The organism is Legionella norrlandica, from assembly GCF_000770585.1.
Taxonomy (GTDB): Bacteria; Pseudomonadota; Gammaproteobacteria; order Legionellales; family Legionellaceae; genus Legionella; species Legionella norrlandica.
Window position 1 is genome coordinate 1 of record NZ_JNCF01000043.1, and the last position, 23,778, is coordinate 23,778.

Here is a 23,778-nt window from a genome sequence, read left to right on the forward strand (position 1 = left end):
TCCTTATAGCAATTTTCTCGGCATATAAAAACCTCTTGTCACAAAAATTATTAAATTTTATATGGTTTTTATGACAAAGAAGGCGTGAACGGTTACCAATATACTCGTCTGCTGAGTTACACTCAATTAAGGTGTATATTTGATCATCCTTATTCATAAAATAATTGGCTTATTATCGATTTTTAATTATAGCAAATTTTGAAAGCTATAGACTATAGGGTTAGAGAGCTGTGCTAATGAGTAAAGTGCCTCAGGTTTGGGAAAGACTCGGGAAGTCCCCTAAGTTTTAATTTAATCTGTCTACATTGCGTCTACATGGAAAATTTGAATTTTTTGGATTTTTACGTAACTTATTGATTCTAATGGTGGCCAGAGGCAGAATCGAACTGCCGACACGAGGATTTTCAGTCCTCTGCTCTACCGACTGAGCTATCTGGCCACTCAAGGCTTGCTATTAAACTCCGAGATGAGCTTTGAGTCAAGAGTTGATTAAGTTTTTTTTGAAAATAATTTTTTTTGATAGGCAATTGCGATTTGTGCTCCTAATAAAGCATTGTTTTTGATAAGCTCAATATTGGCTTCCAAACTCTTTCCAGCGGTTAATTCGGCAATTCGGTTTAATAGGAAAGGGGTTAGTGCTTTTCCACTAATGTGTTTTGCTTCTTCATGAGCTTGTTTAATGTAAGGTACTATTTCATCATCTGATAACTCAGCAGTTTCAGGAATAGGGTTTGCTATCACTATCCCATTTTTCATATTCAATTTTTGTTGAAAGAGCATAAGATTAGCGATTTCTTCAACAGAGTTTAATCGATGCGGCACTGGTATTCCGCTGGATCTACTGTAAAAGGCAGGGAATTCTTCTGTGGCATAGCCTATGACGGGTACACCGAAAGTTTCAAGAACTTCTAGTGTTTTTGGTAAATCAAGAATAGATTTTGCTCCAGAACATATTACTGTAACTGGCGTATTAGAGAGTTCTACAAGATCTGCTGAAATATCAAAGCTAATGGTGACATCCGGATGAACGCCGCCTATGCCTCCAGTAACAAACAAGGGGAGGTTGGCCAGGTTGGCACAAAACATAGTGGCGGCCACTGTAGTGCTGGCAGTTATTTTGCGGGATAAAATAAAAGAAATATCCCGTCGTGATGCTTTCATCACCTCTTGTTGCTCAGCCAAACACTCCAGAATTTCCTGGGTTAAACCAATGCGGATTTTTTCTTGGTGCAGAGCTATGGTGGCTGGAACAGCTCCTTGTTTGCGAATAATATTCTCAACTTCTCTGGCAGTGGTTAAATTATCAGGGTAGGGCATTCCATGAGAAATAATGGTCGATTCCAAGGCAACAATAGGTTTTTGGTTGTTAATCGCATCGAGTACTTCTTCGTTGAATTCCAATAAATCATGAAACATAAATTCATCCTTTATTTTATTTCTTTATAGCCGGCTGGTTTTTCTGAGCCTTCCCCAAAAAAATACTTCTGCATTTCTTCTTTTAAAAATTCACGAGCCTTCGCTTCAATTAAATTAAGACGATATTCGTTGATTATCATGGTTTGATGGGTGAGCCACATATTCCAGGCTTGCTTGGAGACTTCATTAAAAATTTTCTCACCCAATTCGCCAGGAAAGGGTGGTCTTTCCAATCCTTCGGCTTCCTGCTTTAATTTGCAACAAAATACTGTTCTACTCATGGACAACCTCATCTTTAATGATAAAGGCACATTATCCTAAAAAAAACAGTTGTAATCCACAATAGCGCCCATTTACTACCATGAACACCATTGCTCAAAGTATTGAGGTTAACCTTAATGCTTTAATCAGCACGACTTTTTATCTGGGCTTGTAAAATATGTTGGGAAAGTAGTTGCTCTTGTTCACTGGTTAAATGACAAAAAGTTACTGCCGTACGATAATGGGCTTCATTCTGATATTGGCTATAGACAACTATAGCATCAACAATGATAGGTATCATTCTAGGTTTTGTATATAGGATGATTTTTACATTGGTTTTTTCTTTAATTTGTTCAGTTGTTTTAAATGCCATGCCACCTAACTGATGTTGACTTTACGTAATTGAATTTTATTAGTCATTAATATTTGCCGAGATAAATAGTCAATTTTGGCATTTAAAAGATTAAGATAATGAGCCATCGCGGGCTCTTTAAAAGCGATTGCTTGTGTTAATTCGGCAAGCTCATAATCGATGCTGTGGAAGTACTGGGCTGCTTCCAGGTATTTTTGCCCATTTTCGCCCAATAGTTGATTGGTGATCTCAGCATCAGAACAAAATTCACCAGGTGCAAGAATTCGATAATCAAAATAAATATGATCATCAATACGAAAGTGTTGACGCCTTTCATGTACTGGCATAGTCACTCCATAATTCCATGTTTAAACAGGATTCATTAATAAACTTTTGTTGTAATTCCATTTTCAAGATTATCCTCGTCAACTACGGGTTGAGAAATAGATACAGAAGATATAGGTACTGAGTTTAATACTTCATGTTCAAGCCGTAAGTCGTTTTCAAGATTTATTATGGGATCAACCTCTACTAATCTATCTTCTGAATGTTGACCTCCTAATTGAATGATTAAGGGAACAACAGGGTTTTTGAGATGATTGATGACTCGTTGAGCCTCAAGTGATAAGGCTTCACTTTCCCTTTGAGCTTCTCTATAATTAGTTGTCAGAGCTTCCCTTTGAATGCAGTACGCCAGAAAAGATGTAAATTGAGGATCAGTTACTTTGTTGTACGCAATAGCTTCCCTCACTACTTCATTGAACTTAGATACTTTGTCAAGTTTGAGGGCTGCCGCAAAAGCTTGGTTAATATTATGGGGCAGATGTTCTGGGGTAATTAACTTTTGCAGTTGTTGTTGGGCATCAAAATAGAATTTTTTAAGAATATGCATGCCCAGTCCTTTGTCTTTTGCAGTTTCTATAAGTGCCTTGAGTGTGTCTTCCGTTTGGCTAAGGCATTCTAACTTGTCTGGGGTATTTGTGTCTTCATTATTCATTATTGTGCGGTATTCTGTGATGATATCCAAAATTCTGGCTCTATATTCTTTGCTATAAGCCATTTGGATTATATTGAGATCTTCGGCTGCTAAATAATTAGTGTCAGGAGACAAATTGAGGGAGTGTTCAGGGTGTAACATGTCTTCTCTAAGTCCATTCAGATGAGCTTTGCTGATAGTGATTACTTTAGGTGAGGCAACAGTGATAGAATCTCCACCATCATGGCGCTTAATGAAATCTATTATCTCTATTGGAACATTAGCTTTAAAAGTAATTTGTACGTTTCCGTTCCTCAAATCATTAATGGTTTGCACCGTATTATTTTGTCTGGTGGTCCATGGATTTTTATAAGGCCTTCCATCATCAGAAAAGAGAGCTGGATTATGAAGTAATTTCTCTAGAATTAAAGCTTGTCGGACCTCATCCGAACTAATGACGCCAGTTGTTTTAGGCAGTACTTCATCTATTTTATTAATTCGAATTTGTATTTTGTTTTTTATTTTTTCGGCATCTTTTTGCAGAGTTTCGACGTCTTTTAATTCTTCAGTGAGCCGTACTCGTTCCTCTTTTGTAAGAACCCCTTGTAAACTTCTATTAATAGTTTGTATCCGTTTATGATGTAGCCAGGAAACATGATCACAATATTGGATGATAATACGATTTACTTCTTTAAGCTGCATGAGGCTTGCGTATTTAGTAACCAGAGATGAATCTTCTATTAATGTTCTATTCCTTCCTTGGCCATGCCGTGTGTGTTTCATGATGAATTGATCGGGCTGAAGACTTATTCGCGAATCGAGAATAAATTTATCGATATCCATAACGACTTGGTCAAAAATATAAAGACTTCTGTCATTTCTTAAGGCTTTATTTTTACAATATCCGCCTATTGCATCGGTATCACAGCATACATAAAGTAAGGCGAGGGCATTGCCAAAATCATGGATAAAGCGATCGCACTGAACTCCTTCGCCTACTGGTTTAATTGTGGAATAATGGGTATAAGTTTGTCCACTTAAGCCTATCCCTGCTTTAAAGGTTTTTCCTGATGAGAATTCATTTAATAGGCTGATGTTGTCAAAAGGGATGAATAAGGCGGGATGCCCATTGTAGGATACAGTTGTTGATGCGGTAGTATCTAGCCTCATTAGCCTTGAGATGTTGAGTGCCATAGCTTCTCGTTGGACTTCTTTTATATCCCCATGCTTGGGTAGTTTGAGCATGCCTTCGGTACTCAGTTTGTATTGTCCTCTATTTTCATTGTAGTTATCAACAGTAAGAGCATCCTGAGCACGGAGGTGTCCCAGTTGTTCTTTTACTTTGCCAAGTCTTATTAATGAAATTTTCTCTGTAACTCCTCCAGCAGCGTCAGGAAGAGTACAATATGACAAAGGCGGGCCGTTGTCTTGAGGAATACTTAGTCGCTGAAGTTGGTTAATTTTGTTTAAGTCCATTAATATATTGAGTTTTTTTTCTAAAACGGCTTTTTGAGGGTTATCTTCGGATAAAGTACTCATTTGTTCCTTGACCGAAGTAATTTGAGCATTCACCTGGATAATATTAGCAGGATTAAAAGGAGTTGCGTTTGGAAATGCCTGGGTTAATTCGTACAGTTTGCCCCGGCTTTCTATAATCAATTCATTGAGCTCTCCATCTTCATCAACTATTGGGGTTACAGCACGGGCATAATAATTATCTCTTGGTAATGCGCCAATTTCTCTCGCGTTTCGCCAATATTGCAAACCGTAAAGGGCTTTTGGCTCATTAGTGTTGGTTAAAGTAGGCGGTGAGCCGCGAGAGAAAGTGGTGGAGTAGCTCAGTATATCAGTAAATTTTGTCCATTGTTTATCATCTGCTTCCAATGTTGAAAAATCAAATAATTCATTGTTGTGGAGAGAGATATAATCTAATAGGTTATCGAGTGCAGCATAGGATGCCAGATCTTCGTCAGTTAAGTTGACATGATCTGGTGTTGTACTTTTTTCCTTTAAATAACGTTTTAAAATCCTTTTTTTTTGTTCAACGTCCATTGCCTATTTCCTTATAGAATCAACTAGACTTATTTCAGGATTTACAAAAATTTTAATTTTCCTTATTTAATTATATAGTTAATAGCGTTACTTTAGCATTTTGTAAGCCCTTATCTATAAATATAGACAGAGTTTTATAGTATTGTGAAAATTCTATATGATTTTTTATCTTGGAGAGAAAATGAAGGAAAAAAAATTAAAATTTAACAAGGTGGTTTCTTTCTTAAGTAAAAATCAATTAAGAAGCGCAATAAGTGAAGTGAACTTATGGAATGACGAGTTGCTGGCAGAATTTAATCTCCATTATCCTAATATTCATGAGGAATTCAGAGCTCCAGAGTTTCATGAGTTTTGGCAAAAATGGCTAGCCAAATTACGTATTCCAAGTAATGCAGGGTTTCGTTTTCAGTCCAACCAGGGATTAATGATGCCGATTTTGTTATCGGTTATTTATTATTTCTTTATGAATTAAAATCTGAGAAAGAAGATAGGAAAACGAATCTTAATACCGGATTCCAACCAACTGACTATCTATCTTTTCATTTGGTTCGCAAACGATTGCATTTAATTTTTATTGAATTGGATAAGGCAAGTGAAGAAAGTTTAATCAAATTGGGTCGCATATTATATAATCTGGAAGCTTTTGCAAAACGGCATGGATGTCCAGGATATTTATTGCTGGCTAATGGTTATATACAGTTAGCCATCCGTTATCAACTCCTAAATCAGGAGGAGCAGTCTGCTCATGCATTTCAATTATGTTGGAAATACTTGCATTTGGCAGAGTTATCGGAAAATGACTCAGAAGAATCAATTAATAATGCTTATTTTGGTAAAGGACTGGCTTTAAGTAATCCTGTTCGTTTGTCCACCATTGCGGAGATGAAATCTTATTGTCGGAAAGCGGCAGGAGAACTGTTAAATCTGGATAGTCAAGCTCATGCTGAATTTGGTGCTTATTCCATGTATAGGAATGTCAAAGAGGTAAATGAAGTAGCTGAGGATGCAAAACCATCCTTAGGTCTATAGTGACTGGCTGAGTATTTTATGCTTTAATAGCAATCATTTTTAAAGATAAATTGTGGGTTTGCTATGACTTTTGTAGTAACAGAAAGTTGTATACGATGTAAGTATACCGATTGTGTGGAAGTCTGTCCTGTGGATTGCTTCTATGAAGGACCTAATTTTCTAGTAATTCATCCTGATGAGTGCATCGATTGTGCGCTTTGTGAGCCTGAGTGTCCTGTTAATGCTATTGTGTCTGAGGATGATTTAACAGATAATCAACAACAATTTAAACAATTAAACGCTGAGCTTTGCAAGACTTGGCCCAATATTACTGCTAAAAAGGATGCTCCTCCAGATGCTAAAGATTGGGAAGAGGTTAAGGATAAAATTCAATATTTGCAAAAAGAGTGGAAGGAATAACCTCGTTCGCTGAGACGTGTCGGCGGGCTCTGAGTGAAAAAGGAAGATTATCTACTGCAATTCCTGGTTTTGTGGCGAGAGTGCCACAAGCCGATTTGGCTGCTGCAATTGCCAACACCCTTGTGGATAAAACAATTTTAGTTGCAGAAGCGGGAACTGGCACAGGCAAGACATTCGCTTATCTGTTACCTTGCTTATTAAGTGACAAAAAAACAATTATTTCCACGGCAACCAAAACACTCCAAGATCAACTGTTTCAAAAAGATTTGCCGACTTTAATTAGAGCATTGGGTTTATCAGTACGTATTCAAAACTTAAAAGGGCGTTCCAATTATATTTGTCAATATAGAGTTGAAAAGCATGCTGAGGAAGGGCAATTTCAAAGCCCTCAATGTGCTCATGAAATATTGCACGTCAGAGATAAATTGTCACAAATGATTGAGGGTGTTCGTTCCGAGTTACCTGAGATTAGTGAAGACTCCCAAGTATGGCATTACGTCACTTCTACTACTGATAATTGTCTTGGTGCAGAATGTCCCTACCATGAAACCTGCTTTTTAGTGAAAGCTCGCAAACGAGCAATGGAAGCAGATATTGTTGTTATTAACCATCATCTTTTTTTTGCTGATTCCCAATTAAAAAAAGAGGGATTTAGCGAATTATTACCCGGTGTCGATGCGGTAGTGTTTGACGAGGCTCATCAGCTTGCCGAAATTGCTTCCAATTTCAACGGAGATCGTCTGGGGACACGTCAATTTCGCGATTTACTGGATGATATGATTGGAGAGTGGCCAATCTTGGATTTAGCTAATCAACCTTTAAAATCTTTGAGCCATAAAAACGATAAGCTGATTGAGCAATTATTCAATAGCATCCCTGTGCGCGAAGATCGAATCAGTTGGGAAGAGGTCAAACGAAGTAAAGTATTTATGGAAGCGTGGAATAATTGGTTGACTCTAAAGAATGAGCTAGTTCAATGTCTTGAAACCGAAGGTATTTTGGAGATCCCTGGCTTGAGAAGATGCAAAGACCGTCTTCTCGAGCTGGAAGCCACTTTTCTTTCGTTTACTGAGGAAAATAATAAAAAAATACGTTGGCTGGAGCGTTTTAAGCATACTCTCGTTTTTCATGCTACTCCTTATGATGTGGCTGAATCGTTTAGTCAATTATTAGCGCATCAGTCGTGTGCTTATGTGTTTACCTCTGCTACACTTACTATGGCGTCAACGTTTGATAGTTTTTGTAAACCTTTAGGACTTGATAAAGTTCAGACATTATTATTACCTAGTCCATTTAATTATCAAAAACAGGCCTTGCTTTATTTGCCTCGCGGATTACCTGATCCTAAAGATGTCAGTTATTATGAGGCCTTGCTAGAAAAAGCCTTACCTGTAATAGAAGCTTGTGGCGGTCGTTGTTTCTTCTTGTTTACCAGCCATAAAGCATTAAAATTAGTTGCTCAAATGCTAAGCAATACTCTAAAATACCCACTGTTAATTCAAGGTGATGAAGCAAAACCCATTCTTTTATCTCGATTCAGGCAATTGGGAAATGCCGTTCTTTTAGGTACTTCTACTTTTTGGGAGGGGGTTGATGTAAAAGGCGAAGCCCTTTCTTGCGTGATTATAGACAAATTGCCCTTTGCTAATCCGGTTGACCCAGTGATTCGTGGTAGAATGGCCTATTTAAAGAATAAGGGACTATCTGGTTTTGATGAATTGTCTTTGCCGAATGCTGTGATTGCATTAAAACAGGGAGTGGGGCGCTTAATTCGTGATATTACAGATAGAGGATTATTAATGATTGCGGATCCGCGTTTGACAGGTAGAGAATATGGTCGAACAATTTTGGCCAGCTTACCTCAACTGCCAAGAACCCGGGATGAACAGAAAGTATTGCATTTTATTAAAGAGTTGGCTTTAGATTATGAAACTATTAGCGATTGATACCTCAACTGAATTGGCCAGTGTTGCAATCCTGGTAGGGGATAAAATAATTTGTAGAGAGCAGGATAGTCAAAGAACACATGCTCAACTGATTTTACCTATGATTGATGAACTGACGGCTCAAGCCGAATGGCATCTTCATCAGTTAGATGGAATAATTTTTGGGTGCGGTCCAGGAAGTTTCACTGGGTTACGAATTGCTTGCAGCATTGCCAAAGGTTTGGCTTATGCTAACGATTTACCCCTTATCCCTGTAAGTAGTTTAGCAGCAATTGCTTGGGCAGCCCGAGAAAGTAAGAGTGATTTTAATTTGCCGGTTCTGTCTGTTTTGGATGCTCGTATGCAGGAAATGTATTGGGGGCTTTTTTTGGAGCAACAGTTGTTGGCCGAAGCCCATATTAATGCTGTGAACGATATCCAGTTACCCGCGGATCAGTCTTTCGTGTTAGCTGGTGTTGGTATTGATTTGTATTGGGCTAGTTTTTCAGAGGAAATTAAATCGCAAATTAGCGAAGTATTAAATGTTTTTCCAACGGCATCTGCTATGATACGTTTAGCACAGAAGGCTAATATCAAGCCAGTTTCTATTGCAGAGGCACAACCGGTATACGTGCGCAATCAGGTTACTCAAGGAGATTAACGTGGATAAAAAACTATTGGAAATATTGGTTTGTCCTTTGTGTAAAGGGAAATTATTGCTAAAAAAAGAGGAACTTATCTGTAAATTTGATAGACTGGCATTCCCGATCCGGATGATATTCCTGTTATGTTAGAACAAGAAGCACGTGTAATTTCATTGGAAGAGAAAGACAAATTATGAGCCATAATTTTCATGTGATTATACCTGCAAGGTATCATTCAACCCGTTTTCCGGGGAAATTACTTCAAGATCTTAATGGTCATACAGTTATTGAACGAGTTTATAGACAAGTTCTCCTCACGCAAGCCAAAACAGTGACTATTGCTACTGATCATGAAGCAATTGCAAATCATGCTATCCAATTTGGTGCACAGGTAGTAATGACCTTGCCCACGCATCAAACTGGAACTGATCGAATTGCAGAGGTTATTGCAAAAGGGAATTTTACTCCAGACGATATTATTGTAAATGTGCAAGGTGATGAACCTTTTATTAGGCCAAAATTGATTCAACAAGTGGCCCAATCTTTAACTCAAACAAAAGCGCCTGTGTCTACTTTATGTTGGCCTATTAATAATCTTGAGGTTTTGAATAATCCTAATGTGGTTAAAGTAGTGCGTACGCAAGATAATCATGCTTTGTATTTTTCAAGAAGCCCAATTCCTTTTCATAGAGATGATAAAACTTCTTATTCAAACACTTTCAGACATATCGGTTTGTACGCTTATCGTGCTGCGTTTTTGTTGGAGTTTGTCAGTTGGCCTCCATGTGCCCTAGAGCAAATTGAGGCTTTGGAGCAGTTACGTGTGTTATGGGCTGGTTATGCTATCAAAGTTGATGAAGCTTGCGAGGAGCCTTTACAAGATATTAATACAAAAGAAGACTTGGTCTTAGCTCAACAGTATTTTCTCAACACTGCTAAAGCATAAACCACACGTGATCAGAATTTCATAGAGAATCTTCCTCATTTAGTGGCCAATGAAATCAATTAAATTATGTCTTTTTGTAATTTTTTTGAAAATTTAATGATTACACTGTTCAATTATTTTCATTCTGTGGTTAAATAATGAGCTTTTTGCTAACTCAACAATAACTAATGTTATTTTCATGAGGAATGAAAGAATGAAATTATTTAAATATATCAGTTGTTTTTTACTGCTTGGACTCACATTAAAGGCTAATGCTTATTATACCAGTCAAGGTAATATTTATGACAGGAGTGGAAATAAGATTAACATTAATGGAGTTTCCTGGTCAGGTTTTCAGGACACTAACGTTTTTCAAGGGTTGCAGAGTAATCCTTTCTATAATATCACGATGCCACAATCTAAACCGCGCAATGGATTGATGGATTTATTGACCACCTTGGGATATAGCTGATTCCGGTGTTAATAGCAATACAGCTGTCCGATTTAAAACAGTACGATTACCTATACAACCAGGGGTACTTTACGATGAAACCAGTGAGGTCGACTTAAATAAATGGCTTTCAGACAAAGGACAACCTGACGCGGGTAATGGTGTTTTTTGCAAAACATGGCAATCTAATGGCCAATCATGCGAAAAAGCAGTGAGTCCTAAGCAAGCTTTCTGGACTGTGCTGGCTGAAATGAAAAAACATAATATCAATGTTATGGTTGATTTTCATCATCGCTATGGTTATGGGGATAGTATGCGTGATGGTACTGTTTATGATATGGCTCAATATGAGAAGGATTTAACTCTGTTGGCACAAGAAATTAAAGCCCGTAATCTGGATAATGTCATTGGGATAGATATTTTTAACGAACCTTATCAATTAAGTTGGTTCAAAGGTAGAAACGGGCAGGTTTCATGGGCAACAGTAGTGGCCACTGCAGCTAAGGCAGTTCATCAGACCAACCCCGATCTCCTGCTATTTGTTGAAGGTCCTGGCGGCGGTAATGATGATATGGATAATCCCACAATCTGTATTGCAAAAGCTAATATTAAGGAGGACTCTGGATATTCGCATTGGAGTGATCCAGGACGTTGTGGAGAAAACCAGGAAGTTGTATCATTTAAGGGGAATTGGGGAGAAGACTTTAAGCCCTTACTGAATACGGATTTAGCGAGAAAAGGTATTGCCCAGTTTGATGTGCAAAAATTTAGTAATGAGTTACAACAAGCAGTGCCTGGGATTGATGCTGGAGTAATCAGTTGGTTGCTTGGTGATGATAACATGGGGAATAACGGCCATCTTATATTTTCTCCTCATGTTTATCCTAAAGAAGTAGCCGGTTGGGAAACTGCTCCTGGTGATGCCAGTAATCTCCGCTTTGACTGGAGTTGGGGATTCTTGTACAAAGCTGGATACCCAATAGTTTTAGGGGAAGCATCATGGAAATCCTATGAGGGGAAAAACTTCTTTACTCAAGCATTGATGCCATACCTGACCCAAAGCGGCATTGGAACTAATAATTTATATTTTTGGGCGATAGGCTACTTGGGTGATACGGTTAGCGCTATTAATCCCAATACAGGTGAATTAAATCTCGATGTGCAACAAACATTGAAGCCTTATTTTAATTAAGCTCACAGGTGAACACCTATATTAGGGCGCTTTGCCCTAATATAGGTTTCATAAATTCACGCTATTCTCAACAATTTTTATAGATTGCCCAACTCAAATTGAATTAGTGTGTTAGCGTTTTTCATATCTCATGAGGCTTCCCCACCTACAAAGACCCAAAGCTCAAAAAAGAAAGGCCCGATTTTAAGCCTCAAATCGATGCCAAATAGTTATCGGCTATAGAAGCCATTGATGAAGTGAGAACAAAAGACCTTACGCAGTTTCTTGAAAATCTTGCTACGCCATCAAGCCTAAAGGTACCCAAGATTCACAGTAATTAGCTAACAACAGCCCAATAGCAATACCAGCTATTCGGGCATCATAACAACTATGAATGAATTGGGATAATAAGGATTGATGGCTCCCGCTTTGACTCGCCCTCATTGAGGAGCTGGTCAAAACATAAAAACCTGGGAATGGCGTTAAATTCATATGTTCCCAAACTAATGATTTTCAATTGGAGCATTGAGTGCTTTAGCTTTAGTAATGTATCTTTTGCGTAAATAGATTAAAAAGGCAGGGAGTAGCATTAAGAGGATGCCAAGTGAAAAAACCATCCGGTAATGGGTTGTTCCACCAATATTAATGCTATCGACAGGAGGAATAAAACCTACCCATAAAGTCACAGTGCAACCTATTAATCCTAAAATACAAGTTAGATAATAACCAGGTTTACCTCCTGGGATGGCAAAAGGTCTTTCTAAACTTGAGAATTTATTCTTTAATTGCCATGCAGCAATAAACATCATGACATACATCATCATATAAAGTTCCGTACTTAAGGCAGTAAACAACCAATAAATAGCATTAACAGTGGGGAATAAGAGAAAACCACTACATAATAAGGTAACCAGAATCGCTTGTAGTATCAAAATTTTTGCAGGCATTCCGTGCTCATTGACATGACACAGCGATGGGGGCAGGAAATCATGTTTGGCTGCCATGAGCAATCCTTTTGCTGGCGAGATGATCCAGTTGATCATGCTGCCTAATGTACCCAATAATAACAGGAATATTAATACAGGCATTAACCAAGTCAAATTATACACTTGCAGGAAATTGCTAAAGGCTCTCATGACGCCATCCACTAAGTTGATTTGGTCTTTTGGCAAAATGAATGCGATAGCTAATGATCCCAAAATCATGGTGAACAAGATTAGAAAAACTGAAAAAAACATGGCTTTAGGGAAATTGGTTTGTGGATTATCCACATTGCGTACATGAACTGCAGCAAGCTCCATACCAAGAAAAGAAGTCATTATTGCCGTTAGAGAAACCCAGGATTGGGTGTTTTTCCACTGTGGAAGTAAATTAGAAAGACTAATGTCAATTGCAAGGGGATGACCATTGATCACCCAAATAAGTGCCAGTAGAATAATGAATCCCATGGGGGCAATCATTCCGACTATCGCACAAAACCCAGCAAATGCGGCAGAAGCACGTAAACCCGATAGTCCAATTAAGGTTAGAGACCAAAATATAGTTAAGATGACACTAATGAGATAATATTTGTTTTGTGCCAGTTCCGGGTTAATTAAGTAAGAAATTGTTCCTGCAATGAACGATAAAATCGTAGGATACCAAACCAGTGTATTAATCCATTGTAACCAAATTGCAAAAAAAGCAACATTTTCTCCAAAAGCATGTTTTACCCAACTGTAGATACCACCTTCTTCTTCAGACCAGGTTGAGGAAAGCTCTGCAGCAACGAGGGCAACAGGAATTAAGAAAATGATGGCTGAGAAAATAAAGAAAAAAATAAGTGTTGAACCAAATAGCGCAGTACCCGGCAAATTTCTAATGCTGTCAATTGCTCCTGTGATTAGTAATACTAAGGCAAGCACGGATATTTTTTGAGAGGACCAGGATTTCATCGGCTATTCTACTTGATAAAAAGATATACATTATAAAGGAAATCAATGTATTAGGTGAACTTTTTTTAAAAATTATTTGTTTTTATACCCATCTCTACAGACAGGGGATTTAAGTAATGATGACTGTTGAGTGCACCATTCCTCCGAGGTATATAAATGCATGCTTAAGGCATGTAGCCCTAGATTGAATTCTTCTTTCATGAGTCGGTTAACAAGCTTATGCCGGTTAACACGAGTTAGGTCATTGAAACATTTAGAAACAGCTATGATTCTAAAATGTGTTTCGGCGTCCTTAGGGACATGATGATTAATTGATTCATCTTCAACAGTTAAAAATACAGGGGATAATTCAGAAATTAATTTTTCTTCTATGCGTTGTTTACGTGACATCTGTTTTGCTCGACAGTATTATGACTCATTCAGTATATGCCTAAGAAATAAGGAGATGTTATTTTTGTATCTTCTTCTAACCCAGTCTATATTTTAGATTGTTATCTTACCAGTTTATTTTAAAAATAATAGATATCAAGCGCAGCGATTTCAAGCCACGTTAAATATCTCTGCTTTGATGATTAGTTGTCTTATTATTTTGATTTTGTCAAAATATGACACAAATTGTCATTTATTTTGCATTTGTCATGCCTTTTTTGGAAAATTCAATTTTTTAATATCAATTTATTTTTGAGAATAAAAGGAATAATACTCTCTATAAATTTTGGAAGAGGCAATATAAATCAAATGGATAAGGTTACCTGGTTCTTAATGATAATTAATAGGGACTATTTTTATCGCCTGTATTTGCCCTTGACAATATCCCGTGATAAGTTGGCACTATGTTTGCTTTTTTATAGTTGTTAGTTAATTACGGAGACGGCCATGAGACAAAAGGGTTTTACTTTAATTGAATTGATGATAGTAGTGGCGATTATTGGTATTTTGGCTGCTATTGCTATCCCGGCTTATCAAGATTATACCATTCGGGCTCGTGTCACTGAGGGCTTACAATTAGCGGATTCTGCTAAACTGGCTGTCTCTGAAACAGCTATTACAAACAATGCATTACCTGCTAACCAAGCTGCAACCGGATATGTATCTCCAGCCGCAACAGCTAATGTGACCTCGATCGCAATAGGTGCAAACGGCGTTATTACGATAACGTATACTGCGGCAGCAGGTGGTGGTACTATTGTTATGACTCCTACTTTGCAGGCTAATGGTGATGTCACATGGACTTGTACAGGTGGTACTTTGTTAGCCAAGTATCGACCTGCCAGTTGTAGACCATAATATGTTACCAATAAAAAACCGTCTTTAGAGGCGGTTTTTTATTGGACTTCAGCACCAAAAAATAAATAAGTTGGCATCTTATTTGCTCATAGTTAAGTTAGCTTGAGCGAAAGGTCATGGTATGGGTACGAAAGGGTTTACTTTAATTGAACTAATAATCGTAGCCGCTATTGTTGGTATTTTAGTTGCAGTTGCTGTTCCTGCTTATCAAGATTATATCATTAGGGCACGAGTAGTTGAGGGTTTGGAAATGGCCTCCGCTGCCAAATTAGCTGTTGTTGAAAAAAGTTTAATTGATAATGCCCTACCAGCTAACCAAGCAGAAACAGGCTATGTTACGCCTGCTCCTACAGCTAATGTGTTATCAATTGTAATTGGTGCACAAGGAGTTATTACTATTACTTATACTGCTAAAGCAGGTAATGGTACCATTACTCTAGTGCCTACTGTAGACGCTAATAATAGAATACTTACCTGGGATTGCACTGGCGGGACTTTGATTAGCAGATATCGTCCTGCATATTGCCGCCCTTAATCGAACTGGATTATTTTGAATGGATCCCATACAAAAAGCTTCGCTTTTTTGGGATAACGTTCGTTTAGCGACATAAAAGACATAAATACTTTTATGTCGCACTCACGTTAATTAGGATGTGTTGCTATTTCTGATCTTTATGCCAAAAATCTCCTCTGGGTATTATAAAATTTTTTTCTCCACCAACTGGTTTTTTAACCGGACATAATCTGGTAGGCCATTTTTGTAATTTGGATAAGCTTCTCCTTGAATTAATGGCGATAGATAGCGTTTACATGCGTCTGTGATGCCCATGCCATCTTCAGCTATGTATTCTACTGGCATGGCTTTTTCCTGATTGGCGACCTCAGAGAGCGGGACATGACCTATAGACCATTGATAAGGTTCTTCTTGCTCGCGAACGATAATAGGCATAATCGCATTGTATCCTTTGATCGCGTACTCAACTGCGGCTTTCCCCAGAGCATAGGCTTGGTCTAAATCGACTTGTGAAGCAATATGTCTTGCAGCTCGCTGGAGGTAATCTGCCACAGCCCAGTGATATTTGAAGCCTAGTTCTGTTTTAATCAGCTGAGCTATAACAGGCGCGACTCCTCCTAATTGAGTGTGTCCAAATGCATCACGCAATCCAGCTTCGCTTAAGAATTTACCTTCTTTATTACGGATACCTTCTGAAACAACTACGACACAATAGCCATAGGTTTCTACGCAATCTTTAACTTTTTTTAGAAAAGCGATTGGTTCAAAAGGGACTTCGGGTAATAAAATAATATGCGGTGGTTCACTGGGACCTTGGCTTGCTAATCCACTAGCTGCAGCAATCCAACCAGCATGTCGTCCCATTACTTCAAGAATAAAAACTTTTGTAGAAGAGGCAGCCATGGAAGCCACATCAAAACCAGCTTCTTTGGTAGAAATGGCTACGTATTTTGCCACGGAGCCAAACCCTGGACAATTGTCGGTAAAAGGTAGATCGTTGTCTACTGTTTTAGGAATCCCTATGCAAGTGATAGGATAACCCATGGTTTTACCTAATTGAGATACTTTATGGGCTGTGTCTTGGGAATCTCCACCACCATTGTAGAAAAAATAACCTATATCGTGCGCTTTGAAAACCTCAATCAAACGTTGATATTCTTCTTCCTTGTCTTTTAATTTGTAACGGCAAGAGCCGAATGCTCCGGATGGGGTTTGCATTAACTTGGCAATATCTGCGTCGCTTTCTAATGAAGTATCAATTAATTCTTCATTTAGTGCCCCAATGATACCATTTTTTGCCGCATAGACTTTGCCAATCTGTTCTGGAAATGATTTTGCGGTTTGAATAACTCCACAAGCTGAGGCATTAATTACTGCTGTCACACCGCCTGATTGTGCATAGATTGCATTTTTAACTGACATTTTTTCTCCGTTTTTATTGGGAATATTGATTTTCATATTCACTAATTACAGCATCAATACTTTGTATTAAATGCGTAAACGCTTCGGCTAAATTATCAATATTAGTTGTTTTTCTTGCAAGTTTCTCTAAATGCGTAACGTTTTTTTGTAAGGTAGGCACACCACAAAAACAACAAGCGCCATGCAGTTTATGTGCTGCATCAGCCAAACCTTTTATGTCTTTTTTGTGCATTAACTGGATAAATTCTTCCCTATTTTTATATAATTCGTCTATAAATTTTGCAAGGAATTCTTCTGCAAGAGCCTGGTTACCAGATACTTTTTGTATACATAATTGCCAATCAATGGCGGCATGCTTCGTTCTATCAGCGATACGGAGGATTTGAATTAACAATTGCTTTTCATCTATTGGTTTTTGGAAACAAAAATCAACCCCGGACTTTTTCATATCTCCAGAGCTAAGGTCGCTGCTGCTGGCAGTAATCAGTACGATAGGTGAATGCTTATTAAGTAAAGATTTTTGACGTATCATTTTGGCTGCCTCTAGGCCATTTAGGTTTGGCATTTGCAAGTCCAATAAAATAATATCAAATTTTTTATCTTTACAAGCGGAAAAAGCCATTTCACCATCATCAACTGCTGTTATATTAGCGTTGTTACTTAACAGAGATGTCAATAACATTTTATTAACTGGGTTATCTTCAGCAATGAGCAAATCTGGATAGAGATAGCGAAGTTGCTCTCGTAGGCTATCCAGTTCCTGATTGGTATTTTTTTCTGGTTGATTTTCATTGCTAAAGGACTCAATGAGATCATAAAGCTTTTGGATGCTAATTGGCTTGTAAAGAAAGCCACGAGCCCCAAGGGCTGTATAATCACTTATGGGTGATTTGGAAATTAGCACAATAGGAATCTGCCTGTGTTTCGCAATGAGTTCAGCAGTTTGTCGTTCATTGCCTTGATTTACGTTAATGAATGCAATCTTGCAATCTTTGTGTTTGGTTAGTGTTCTGGATAACTTATTAAAGGAATCCGTTTGAATACATTCTATACCCCAGAATCCCAGACCATTACATAATGCTTCCAAATGAAGGGGATCCTCATCAAAGCATACGATTTTAAAATGTGCAAAACGATGGGTTTGATGCTTTTCTATTTCATAAGCCATTAATTTTTCAACCTTAATACGCGCATTAAAGGTTGAACCTTTGTTGATTTCACTGGTTAGACTGATACGACCATGCATTTCTTCGCATAACTTTTTACATATAACCAAGCCTAATCCCGAGCCACCAAAACGGCGAGTTATGCTGGTATCCGCTTGATTAAATGCAGTAAACAATTTCGTTTGATCTTCAGGCGAAATTCCTATGCCAGTATCGGTAACTGCAAATACCAATGTATAGTCTTTTTCGGTTTCTTGTTCAATTTTAGTACGTATCAGTACGTATCCATGATCGGTAAATTTTACGGCATTAGTTACTAAGTTACTGATAATTTGTTTAATTCTTAAAGGATCGCCTAAAACAGTTTTGGGCACGTTAATGTCAGTAATAGGAATTAAATCAATTCCTTTTTTATGAGCATTAGGATTAGCAAGAGATAATACTTCATCAATGCATCCTCTTACGTCCAAAGGAATACAATCCAAGTTCAATTTGCCGGCATCAATTTTAGAGAAATCCAAAATATCATTGATAATGCTAAGTAGATCCTGGGCGGATGATTTGATTGTTTTAACATAATCCAGTTGCAACGGATCCAATTTGCTTTCCAATAAGACGTTTGTAAAACCGATAACTCCATTCATTGGAGTGCGAATTTCATGGCTCATGTTTGCGATAAATTCAGATTTTTGTCGACTTTTTTCTTCAGTTTTTTTCTTTTCAAGCGAAAGCTCTATATTTTTTTCTTCCAGAAGCTCGAGACTTTGTTGCAAATCAGCGGTAGCGACTTCGATATGATGATTTAAATCACGCACGGTATTTAGATATTGCTTCTGTAAATGAGCACATCCTTTTTCAATTATCCCCAGCTCTCCTGGGCTGGAGACTCGAATTTCTGTTTCGAATTCATTGCTTAAAATTTGTTTCATGCTTCGACGTAATCGAGCTATAGGAATATAAATTCTTTTAGAGAGGAAATAGTGAATTGTTAAACCCATTAACAAGCCAAAAAGAGTAATAAAAATAGTTACAATGAGCATTTGATAGCGCTTTATCAGCAAGGATTGGGTGTCGATGTCAATGGATAACCAACCTAAAATATCATCGGCCTGAACAGTCGCTGGGGTATGCAGGTCTTTGACCTCCGCACTGGAGTATAAGTTGAATTTAGGAATAGTAATAGGCGCGATGAAATTGATAGTTAAAGGGTTAATTTGCTTGCTTTCAATATAATCTCCGGTGAAATCAGGAGGATTGAATGGCTTGTGGATGGAGTGTTTGCCACCACGGTAAGCAATTAATTGTCCGTTGGCATTATAAAATGCCAGGGCTTTTACTTCTGGATTAATAGTTGAAGCATTGATTAGTCCTTGCAGAGTACGATAATCATTGCGAAGCATGGCGTATTGGGCTGCAGGTAGTAATTGCCTAATGTAGGCTTCGCCTAGCCGAGACATGTGTTGCTTTAAATCTTTACCAAACAGACCGTTATAAAAAAAAGCAAAAAGTAAAGCGACTAAAAACGCGGGAATAAGAGTAGTGATTCTTAGCTGATATTTAATACCAATACTTTTCAATATAGCTCCCTGGTTTTAGCCTTAATTCAGCAGTAGTCCGATATACCTAAATGGAAACTGAATTGACTCGATCCCATTGGATTTTTATTTCTGCGTCCCGCGATTTGTTCTTGGAATCCAGATATCCGGATTAGAATCCGGAATTTCTATGGATAAACCGTGGAACATAGAGACAAAGCAGTTTTTCATATCAGGCACTGGATTCAGCAGTGGAATCTTTGCGGTTAATAGTAAACTCGGCTATTATAGCCCGATTATTTTATTCCTTACAATGGAAGATATTATGACTGTTAGAACTCGATTTGCGCCAAGCCCTACCGGTTTTTTGCACGTTGGTGGGGTGAGAACTGCTTTATTTTCATGGTTATATGCTAAACATCATCAGGGGCAGTTTATTTTACGAGTAGAAGACACGGATAGAGAGCGATCTACTCAAGAGTCTGTTCAGGCTATTTTGGATGGTATGAATTGGCTAGGCCTGAGTTTTGATGAAGGACCCTATTATCAAACTGAGCGGTTTGAACGTTATTATCAAGTGGCGAAACAACTTTTGGAAGAAGGCAAGGCTTATCGCTGCGAGTGCAGTAAAGAAAGACTGGAGACATTAAGAGAAACTCAGTTGGCAGCTAAAGAAAAGCCCCGTTATGATGGGCATTGCAGAAATAAAAAGCTTCCCGATTCTGGTGTGCCTTATGTAATTCGTTTTAAAAATCCTGATGCAGGGGTAGTGTCTTTTCATGATGAGGTTTATGGTGATATTCATGTCGATAATAGCGAGTTAGATGATTTAATTCTAATTCGTTCCGATGGACATCCTACCTATAATTTTGCAGTGGTTATTGATGATTGGGATATGAAGATAACCCATGTTATTCGGGGAGATGATCATATTAACAACACACCAAGGCAAATTAATTTGTTTAAGGCACTGAACGCGCCTATTCCAGTTTTTGCTCATTTACCGATGATCTTGGGTGATGATGGGAAGCGTTTGTCAAAGCGGCATGGGGCGGTGAGTGTTTTGCAATTCAAGGAGTTAGGTATTTTACCTCATGCTTTATTGAATTATTTAGTCCGATTAGGATGGTCTTATGGTGACCAGGAGATTTTTAGTGTCGAAGAAATGATAGCCCGTTTTAACTTAAGTAACGTGAGCAGGGGTGTCTCAAGCTTTAACTATGATAAATTGTACTGGTTAAACCAACATTATCAAAAAAGTGATCCCCCAGAATCAGTCGCTAAAGCTTTGGAGTGGCATTTTGAGCAAGCTGGGATAGATTTGAGGAATGGCCCTGCTTTAAAAGATTTGGTAGTAGTGCAGGCTGAACGATGTAAATCTTTAGCTGAAATGTGTCAGCTCAGTCAGTATTTTTATACAGACTCTATTGAATATAATGAAGATGCTGTTAAAAAGCATTTACGACCAGTTGTATTGGAGCCTTTGACAGTGCTTTATGAGCGCTTAAAAAATCTTAACGAATGGCAAAATGATAGAATTCAAGAGTGCATTAATGATGTGAGCCTGCAATTTGATTTGAATTTGGGCAAAATAGCTCAGCCTTTGCGGGTAGCAGTGACTGGCTCAGGAATGTCTCCTTCAATTGATATGACTTTGACTTTGTTAGGTAAAGAAAAATCACTCAAGCGGCTTGAAGAATCTTTGGAAAAAATACGGGCTAGGGCCAATGCTAATTGAGACTTTAAGTTTCATTTTTTGACCTATCGCTACGATTACTGAACGGAGCAAGGGGGTTAGTTTGGGAGTCGGATATTTCTATGATTATTGGCATTAACAAAGAAACTGATCACTTTTTTCTTGCGATATGTAAGATTGGATGGCATTCATTTCTAATGTTAGGTGTTTATGACAATTTTCAGGTATCTCATTTGTTATGTCGGGTAGGTAAGTTTTTTGATTTATCGGACAGAACAGGAATGGAAAAATATCTGAAAAGTTATGGGGCACTGTGCGGGGCAATCTTTTCGGGCAGCAAAGCAAAAATAAAGGATGAAGGGATTTCAAAAAAACATATAGGCCAAGCTCCCATCACCTATCAGGCTTACGATATTACCTATGAGCAATATTGTGAGTTTGTTCATTACCTTGAAGCCATACAAACAGAAAAAAACCGGTTTCAATGTTTTAAGCCTTTTGTTCAAGATGGAAATACGATACATTTTACACAAACCAGCGCACGAGTTTTTCCATCCCATTCCCTTTCACCGGATCTATATACTGAACTTCATGAGATTAGCACAAGTAGTACTTGTCGACATACTGCTATAAATCTAGTGAAGACCGTAACAAAAAGTCCTACCTTACCTTTAGTGTCGCCTCATTTCTTTATAAATTTACCTTATAAGACGCAGTTGGATTATGGTAAACCTAGCAAAAACATTCCATTTTATGTGTTACCTCCACCACCACATCCGCTCCCCCAGATCGGATATTCAGCAGTAGATAAAAAGAAACATTTGATTGCTCGGCAACTATATCATCGCATGGAGAACTTATTACTGATTGATGAAAGTACTTTAAGTACTGTGCAGAAATTTAATAGCTTAAAGAATTGTTATCTCCAAATCATTGGATCTCAGAAAAAACAGTCTATTGATGAGTTATTACTTAGTATTCAACAATGGAAGGAAGAGAATAAAGAGAATTTACAGACTCTAAGAAGAGTTTATTTTTGGGATTTCTTTATTATTAGAGAATCAGCTACTATGCAATTGATAAATAAAATAGAAGAGGATCTCAAGCATACCAAGTGTTCATATTAGAATTGTGATAATAGAATGGTAATTGCTGTCATGCATTTTTGAAGTCCATATGGACGTCTATTAATCGGAATTTTTTGGTGTTTTTGCATTCTTATAATCATAATCATTATTGCTTTTCGAATTTTTTTGCTGCATTTTATGCTAAGTTAAATAGTGTTATTTAACCATAATCAAAGGAGTGGTCATGAAATTATATTATTGTAAAGGAGCTTGCTCATTAGTAGTACGCATTGTGCTGAATGAACTAGGATTAAATTTTCAGGATGAAGAGGTTGATTTAAGATTTAAAAAAACAGCCAGTGGGAATGACTTTTTCAAAATTAACCCCAAAGGGGCAGTACCAACATTAGTTCTTGATAATGGCGATATTCTGACTGAAAACCAGGTGATCCTCCAATATTTAGTAGATACAACCGCAGGACAAAAATTATTACCAGTAGTTGGGGATATCAAGAGGTATCATACGCTTGAATGGTTAAACTATATTTCTACTGAACTTCACAAATCTCTTGGTATGTTTTTTAATCCTACTGTTTCAGATGAAATGAAATCCAAGGTATTAACGCCTTTAATCATGACTCGATTTAAGCACGTCAATGATCGATTGGAAATAGGGTCTTATTTGATGGGCGATGTGTTTAGCTTACCAGATGCTTATTTATTTGTTATGGTCACATGGGCTAGATATTTTAAAATGGATTTATCACAATACAGCCACTTAGAACAATTTATGGATCACATGCAAACGAGGCCATCTGTAGTGAAATCTTTAGAACAGGAACAAAAGTAAGATTAGAATCTGTTGATATTTCAGTCATTTCGAATAAAATGATTGATTTTTCCCATCAATTTGATCAAAATTGATTTTTTTTATTCTATTTGATAATAAAATGTCGACAGGCCATCACGAGTTAGAAGTAAATCTTTTAGGAGTCTTACCATTATGGGATATGTAAGTTTTAAGGGCGGTTTGGATTTAAAATTTATTGATAATATTAAATTTGAATCCAAAAATGGTTTGACTCTTGATGAGCAAAGATCAGTTATTGTTCGCGATACCTTACGTCTATTAATGATGGGTTGGAATAGCTCATGGACAGAATTGCTTTCTTGGGAAATATTCAAAGCTATTTTTGCTCAACGTGATCCCATATTATTAAAAGAATTTCGATTAGAGTTTCAGAAAGGTTTTGAAACCTTATTTACTCAATTACAGGGGCAGCGATTTAATTCTCAACAAAATGAACAAATTCAACTGTATTTAAGTAATTGCCTTAGTTTCTTACCTTTATTTGATTTAAATCCTTATGAATCAGTTAAAATTCCCCAAAGGATCGATGATCAATGGGTGATGGTAGATTATTATATAAAGCCAATAGAGCTTACAACTCATCATGGAAAAAGAGAAATATTTTTGCATGATAAAGATCGAGTATTTGCTTACGGACTTGAGCCAATAAGTCATAAAAATGCTCAATCTCATTTAATTTTTATGG

The 23,778-nt window shown here is 37.5% G+C and carries 17 protein-coding genes, 1 tRNA gene and 5 pseudogenes; 13 read left to right on the forward strand and 10 right to left on the reverse strand.

Going from position 1 to position 23,778, the window contains the following annotated elements:
* Positions 1–363 precede the first annotated feature (363 nt).
* From OK13_RS10075 to OK13_RS10095, 5 genes and pseudogenes are all read right to left on the reverse strand, one after another.
* A tRNA-Phe gene (locus OK13_RS10075) sits at positions 364–439 on the reverse strand.
* Between the two features lie 50 nt (positions 440–489).
* A complete protein-coding gene (locus OK13_RS10080; protein ID WP_035890638.1) occupies positions 490–1,416 on the reverse strand; it encodes a pseudouridine-5'-phosphate glycosidase in 927 nt (308 codons plus the stop codon).
* A gap of 11 nt (positions 1,417–1,427) precedes the next feature.
* Positions 1,428–1,697: an oxidative damage protection protein gene (locus OK13_RS10085; RefSeq protein ID WP_035890639.1), complete on the reverse strand. Its 270-nt coding sequence runs from the start codon at positions 1,695–1,697 to the stop codon at positions 1,428–1,430.
* A 122-nt stretch (positions 1,698–1,819) separates the two neighbouring features.
* A pseudogene (locus OK13_RS10090) lies at positions 1,820–2,376 on the reverse strand (PilZ domain-containing protein).
* Between the two features lie 35 nt (positions 2,377–2,411).
* The gene (locus OK13_RS10095) at positions 2,412–5,057 is read right to left on the reverse strand and encodes a hypothetical protein (protein WP_035890640.1); all 2,646 of its coding nucleotides are present in this window, start codon (positions 5,055–5,057) and stop codon (positions 2,412–2,414) included.
* Positions 5,058–5,238: 181 nt separating this feature from the next.
* On the opposite strand from OK13_RS10095, the pseudogene OK13_RS10105 reads away from it, so the two are divergent.
* From OK13_RS10105 to OK13_RS10135, 7 genes and pseudogenes are all read left to right on the forward strand, one after another.
* Positions 5,239–6,086, forward strand: a pseudogene (locus OK13_RS10105) (DUF5630 domain-containing protein).
* Positions 6,087–6,149: 63 nt separating this feature from the next.
* On the forward strand, positions 6,150–6,485 hold the full coding sequence (gene fdxA / locus OK13_RS10110) for a ferredoxin FdxA (RefSeq protein WP_035890643.1): 336 nt from the start codon (positions 6,150–6,152) through the stop codon (positions 6,483–6,485).
* Positions 6,473–8,431: a DNA repair helicase YoaA gene (locus tag OK13_RS10115; protein ID WP_035890644.1), complete on the forward strand. Its 1,959-nt coding sequence runs from the start codon at positions 6,473–6,475 to the stop codon at positions 8,429–8,431. The genes fdxA and OK13_RS10115 overlap by 13 nt, the downstream gene beginning before the upstream one ends.
* Positions 8,409–9,071 (forward strand): tRNA (adenosine(37)-N6)-threonylcarbamoyltransferase complex dimerization subunit type 1 TsaB, encoded by a 663-nt coding sequence (gene tsaB / locus OK13_RS10120; protein WP_081964912.1) that lies wholly within the window; start codon positions 8,409–8,411, stop codon positions 9,069–9,071. The genes OK13_RS10115 and tsaB overlap by 23 nt, the downstream gene beginning before the upstream one ends.
* A gap of 1 nt (position 9,072) precedes the next feature.
* A pseudogene (locus OK13_RS10125) lies at positions 9,073–9,251 on the forward strand (Trm112 family protein).
* Complete coding sequence (gene kdsB, locus OK13_RS10130) at positions 9,248–10,000, forward strand: 3-deoxy-manno-octulosonate cytidylyltransferase (RefSeq protein WP_035890646.1); 753 nt, start codon at positions 9,248–9,250, stop codon at positions 9,998–10,000. Before OK13_RS10125 ends, kdsB begins: the two are co-directional and overlap by 4 nt.
* A gap of 193 nt (positions 10,001–10,193) precedes the next feature.
* Positions 10,194–11,622, forward strand: a pseudogene (locus OK13_RS10135) (cellulase family glycosylhydrolase).
* Between the two features lie 276 nt (positions 11,623–11,898).
* On the opposite strand, the gene OK13_RS10140 reads toward OK13_RS10135, so the two are convergent.
* The 3 genes from OK13_RS10140 to OK13_RS10150 form a co-directional block, all read right to left on the reverse strand.
* Complete coding sequence (locus tag OK13_RS10140) at positions 11,899–12,093, reverse strand: hypothetical protein (RefSeq protein ID WP_035890647.1); 195 nt, start codon at positions 12,091–12,093, stop codon at positions 11,899–11,901.
* Between the two features lie 11 nt (positions 12,094–12,104).
* On the reverse strand, positions 12,105–13,535 hold the full coding sequence (locus OK13_RS10145) for an APC family permease (RefSeq protein ID WP_035890648.1): 1,431 nt from the start codon (positions 13,533–13,535) through the stop codon (positions 12,105–12,107).
* A 72-nt stretch (positions 13,536–13,607) separates the two neighbouring features.
* The gene (locus tag OK13_RS10150) at positions 13,608–13,925 is read right to left on the reverse strand and encodes a BolA family protein (protein ID WP_035890649.1); all 318 of its coding nucleotides are present in this window, start codon (positions 13,923–13,925) and stop codon (positions 13,608–13,610) included.
* Between the two features lie 486 nt (positions 13,926–14,411).
* Between OK13_RS10150 and OK13_RS10155 the strand changes: the two genes are divergently transcribed.
* Positions 14,412–14,822, forward strand: coding sequence for a pilin (locus tag OK13_RS10155; protein WP_035890650.1), 411 nt, complete (start codon positions 14,412–14,414; stop codon positions 14,820–14,822).
* Positions 14,823–14,943: 121 nt separating this feature from the next.
* A complete protein-coding gene (locus OK13_RS10160; protein ID WP_035890651.1) occupies positions 14,944–15,357 on the forward strand; it encodes a pilin in 414 nt (137 codons plus the stop codon).
* A 162-nt stretch (positions 15,358–15,519) separates the two neighbouring features.
* Here the strand turns inward: OK13_RS10160 and OK13_RS10165 are convergent, their stop codons facing one another.
* Both OK13_RS10165 and letS read right to left on the reverse strand, forming a co-directional pair.
* On the reverse strand, positions 15,520–16,758 hold the full coding sequence (locus OK13_RS10165) for a 6-phosphofructokinase (protein ID WP_035890656.1): 1,239 nt from the start codon (positions 16,756–16,758) through the stop codon (positions 15,520–15,522).
* Between the two features lie 13 nt (positions 16,759–16,771).
* Positions 16,772–19,504 carry a two-component system sensor histidine kinase LetS gene (gene letS / locus OK13_RS10170; RefSeq protein WP_152571664.1) on the reverse strand — a complete coding sequence of 911 codons (2,733 nt, stop codon included), beginning with the start codon at positions 19,502–19,504 and terminating at the stop codon, positions 16,772–16,774.
* A gap of 280 nt (positions 19,505–19,784) precedes the next feature.
* Here letS and gltX point away from each other — a divergent pair, with 280 nt between their 5' ends.
* From gltX to OK13_RS10190, 4 genes and pseudogenes are all read left to right on the forward strand, one after another.
* Positions 19,785–21,197, forward strand: a complete 1,413-nt coding sequence (gene gltX, locus OK13_RS10175; RefSeq protein ID WP_035890657.1) for a glutamate--tRNA ligase — start codon at positions 19,785–19,787, stop codon at positions 21,195–21,197.
* Between the two features lie 80 nt (positions 21,198–21,277).
* Positions 21,278–22,282, forward strand: coding sequence for a hypothetical protein (locus OK13_RS10180; protein ID WP_035890653.1), 1,005 nt, complete (start codon positions 21,278–21,280; stop codon positions 22,280–22,282).
* A gap of 184 nt (positions 22,283–22,466) precedes the next feature.
* Positions 22,467–23,072: a glutathione transferase GstA gene (gstA, locus tag OK13_RS10185; protein WP_035890654.1), complete on the forward strand. Its 606-nt coding sequence runs from the start codon at positions 22,467–22,469 to the stop codon at positions 23,070–23,072.
* Positions 23,073–23,225: 153 nt separating this feature from the next.
* A pseudogene (locus tag OK13_RS10190) lies at positions 23,226–23,778 on the forward strand (hypothetical protein); the annotation flags it as partial.

Coding starts and splice junctions, on each gene's coding strand:
- OK13_RS10150 (WP_035890649.1), bottom strand. CDS start 13,925: ATGTCACGTAAACAACGCATAGAAGAAAAATTAATTTCTGAATTATCC.
- OK13_RS10180 (WP_035890653.1), top strand. CDS start 21,278: ATGATTATTGGCATTAACAAAGAAACTGATCACTTTTTTCTTGCGATA.
- OK13_RS10085 (WP_035890639.1), bottom strand. CDS start 1,697: ATGAGTAGAACAGTATTTTGTTGCAAATTAAAGCAGGAAGCCGAAGGA.
- OK13_RS10145 (WP_035890648.1), bottom strand. CDS start 13,535: ATGAAATCCTGGTCCTCTCAAAAAATATCCGTGCTTGCCTTAGTATTA.
- OK13_RS10140 (WP_035890647.1), bottom strand. CDS start 12,093: ATGAATTTAACGCCATTCCCAGGTTTTTATGTTTTGACCAGCTCCTCA.
- OK13_RS10080 (WP_035890638.1), bottom strand. CDS start 1,416: ATGTTTCATGATTTATTGGAATTCAACGAAGAAGTACTCGATGCGATT.
- gltX (WP_035890657.1), top strand. CDS start 19,785: ATGACTGTTAGAACTCGATTTGCGCCAAGCCCTACCGGTTTTTTGCAC.
- gstA (WP_035890654.1), top strand. CDS start 22,467: ATGAAATTATATTATTGTAAAGGAGCTTGCTCATTAGTAGTACGCATT.
- fdxA (WP_035890643.1), top strand. CDS start 6,150: ATGACTTTTGTAGTAACAGAAAGTTGTATACGATGTAAGTATACCGAT.
- kdsB (WP_035890646.1), top strand. CDS start 9,248: ATGAGCCATAATTTTCATGTGATTATACCTGCAAGGTATCATTCAACC.
- OK13_RS10155 (WP_035890650.1), top strand. CDS start 14,412: ATGAGACAAAAGGGTTTTACTTTAATTGAATTGATGATAGTAGTGGCG.
- OK13_RS10095 (WP_035890640.1), bottom strand. CDS start 5,057: ATGGACGTTGAACAAAAAAAAAGGATTTTAAAACGTTATTTAAAGGAA.
- OK13_RS10160 (WP_035890651.1), top strand. CDS start 14,944: ATGGGTACGAAAGGGTTTACTTTAATTGAACTAATAATCGTAGCCGCT.
- OK13_RS10165 (WP_035890656.1), bottom strand. CDS start 16,758: ATGTCAGTTAAAAATGCAATCTATGCACAATCAGGCGGTGTGACAGCA.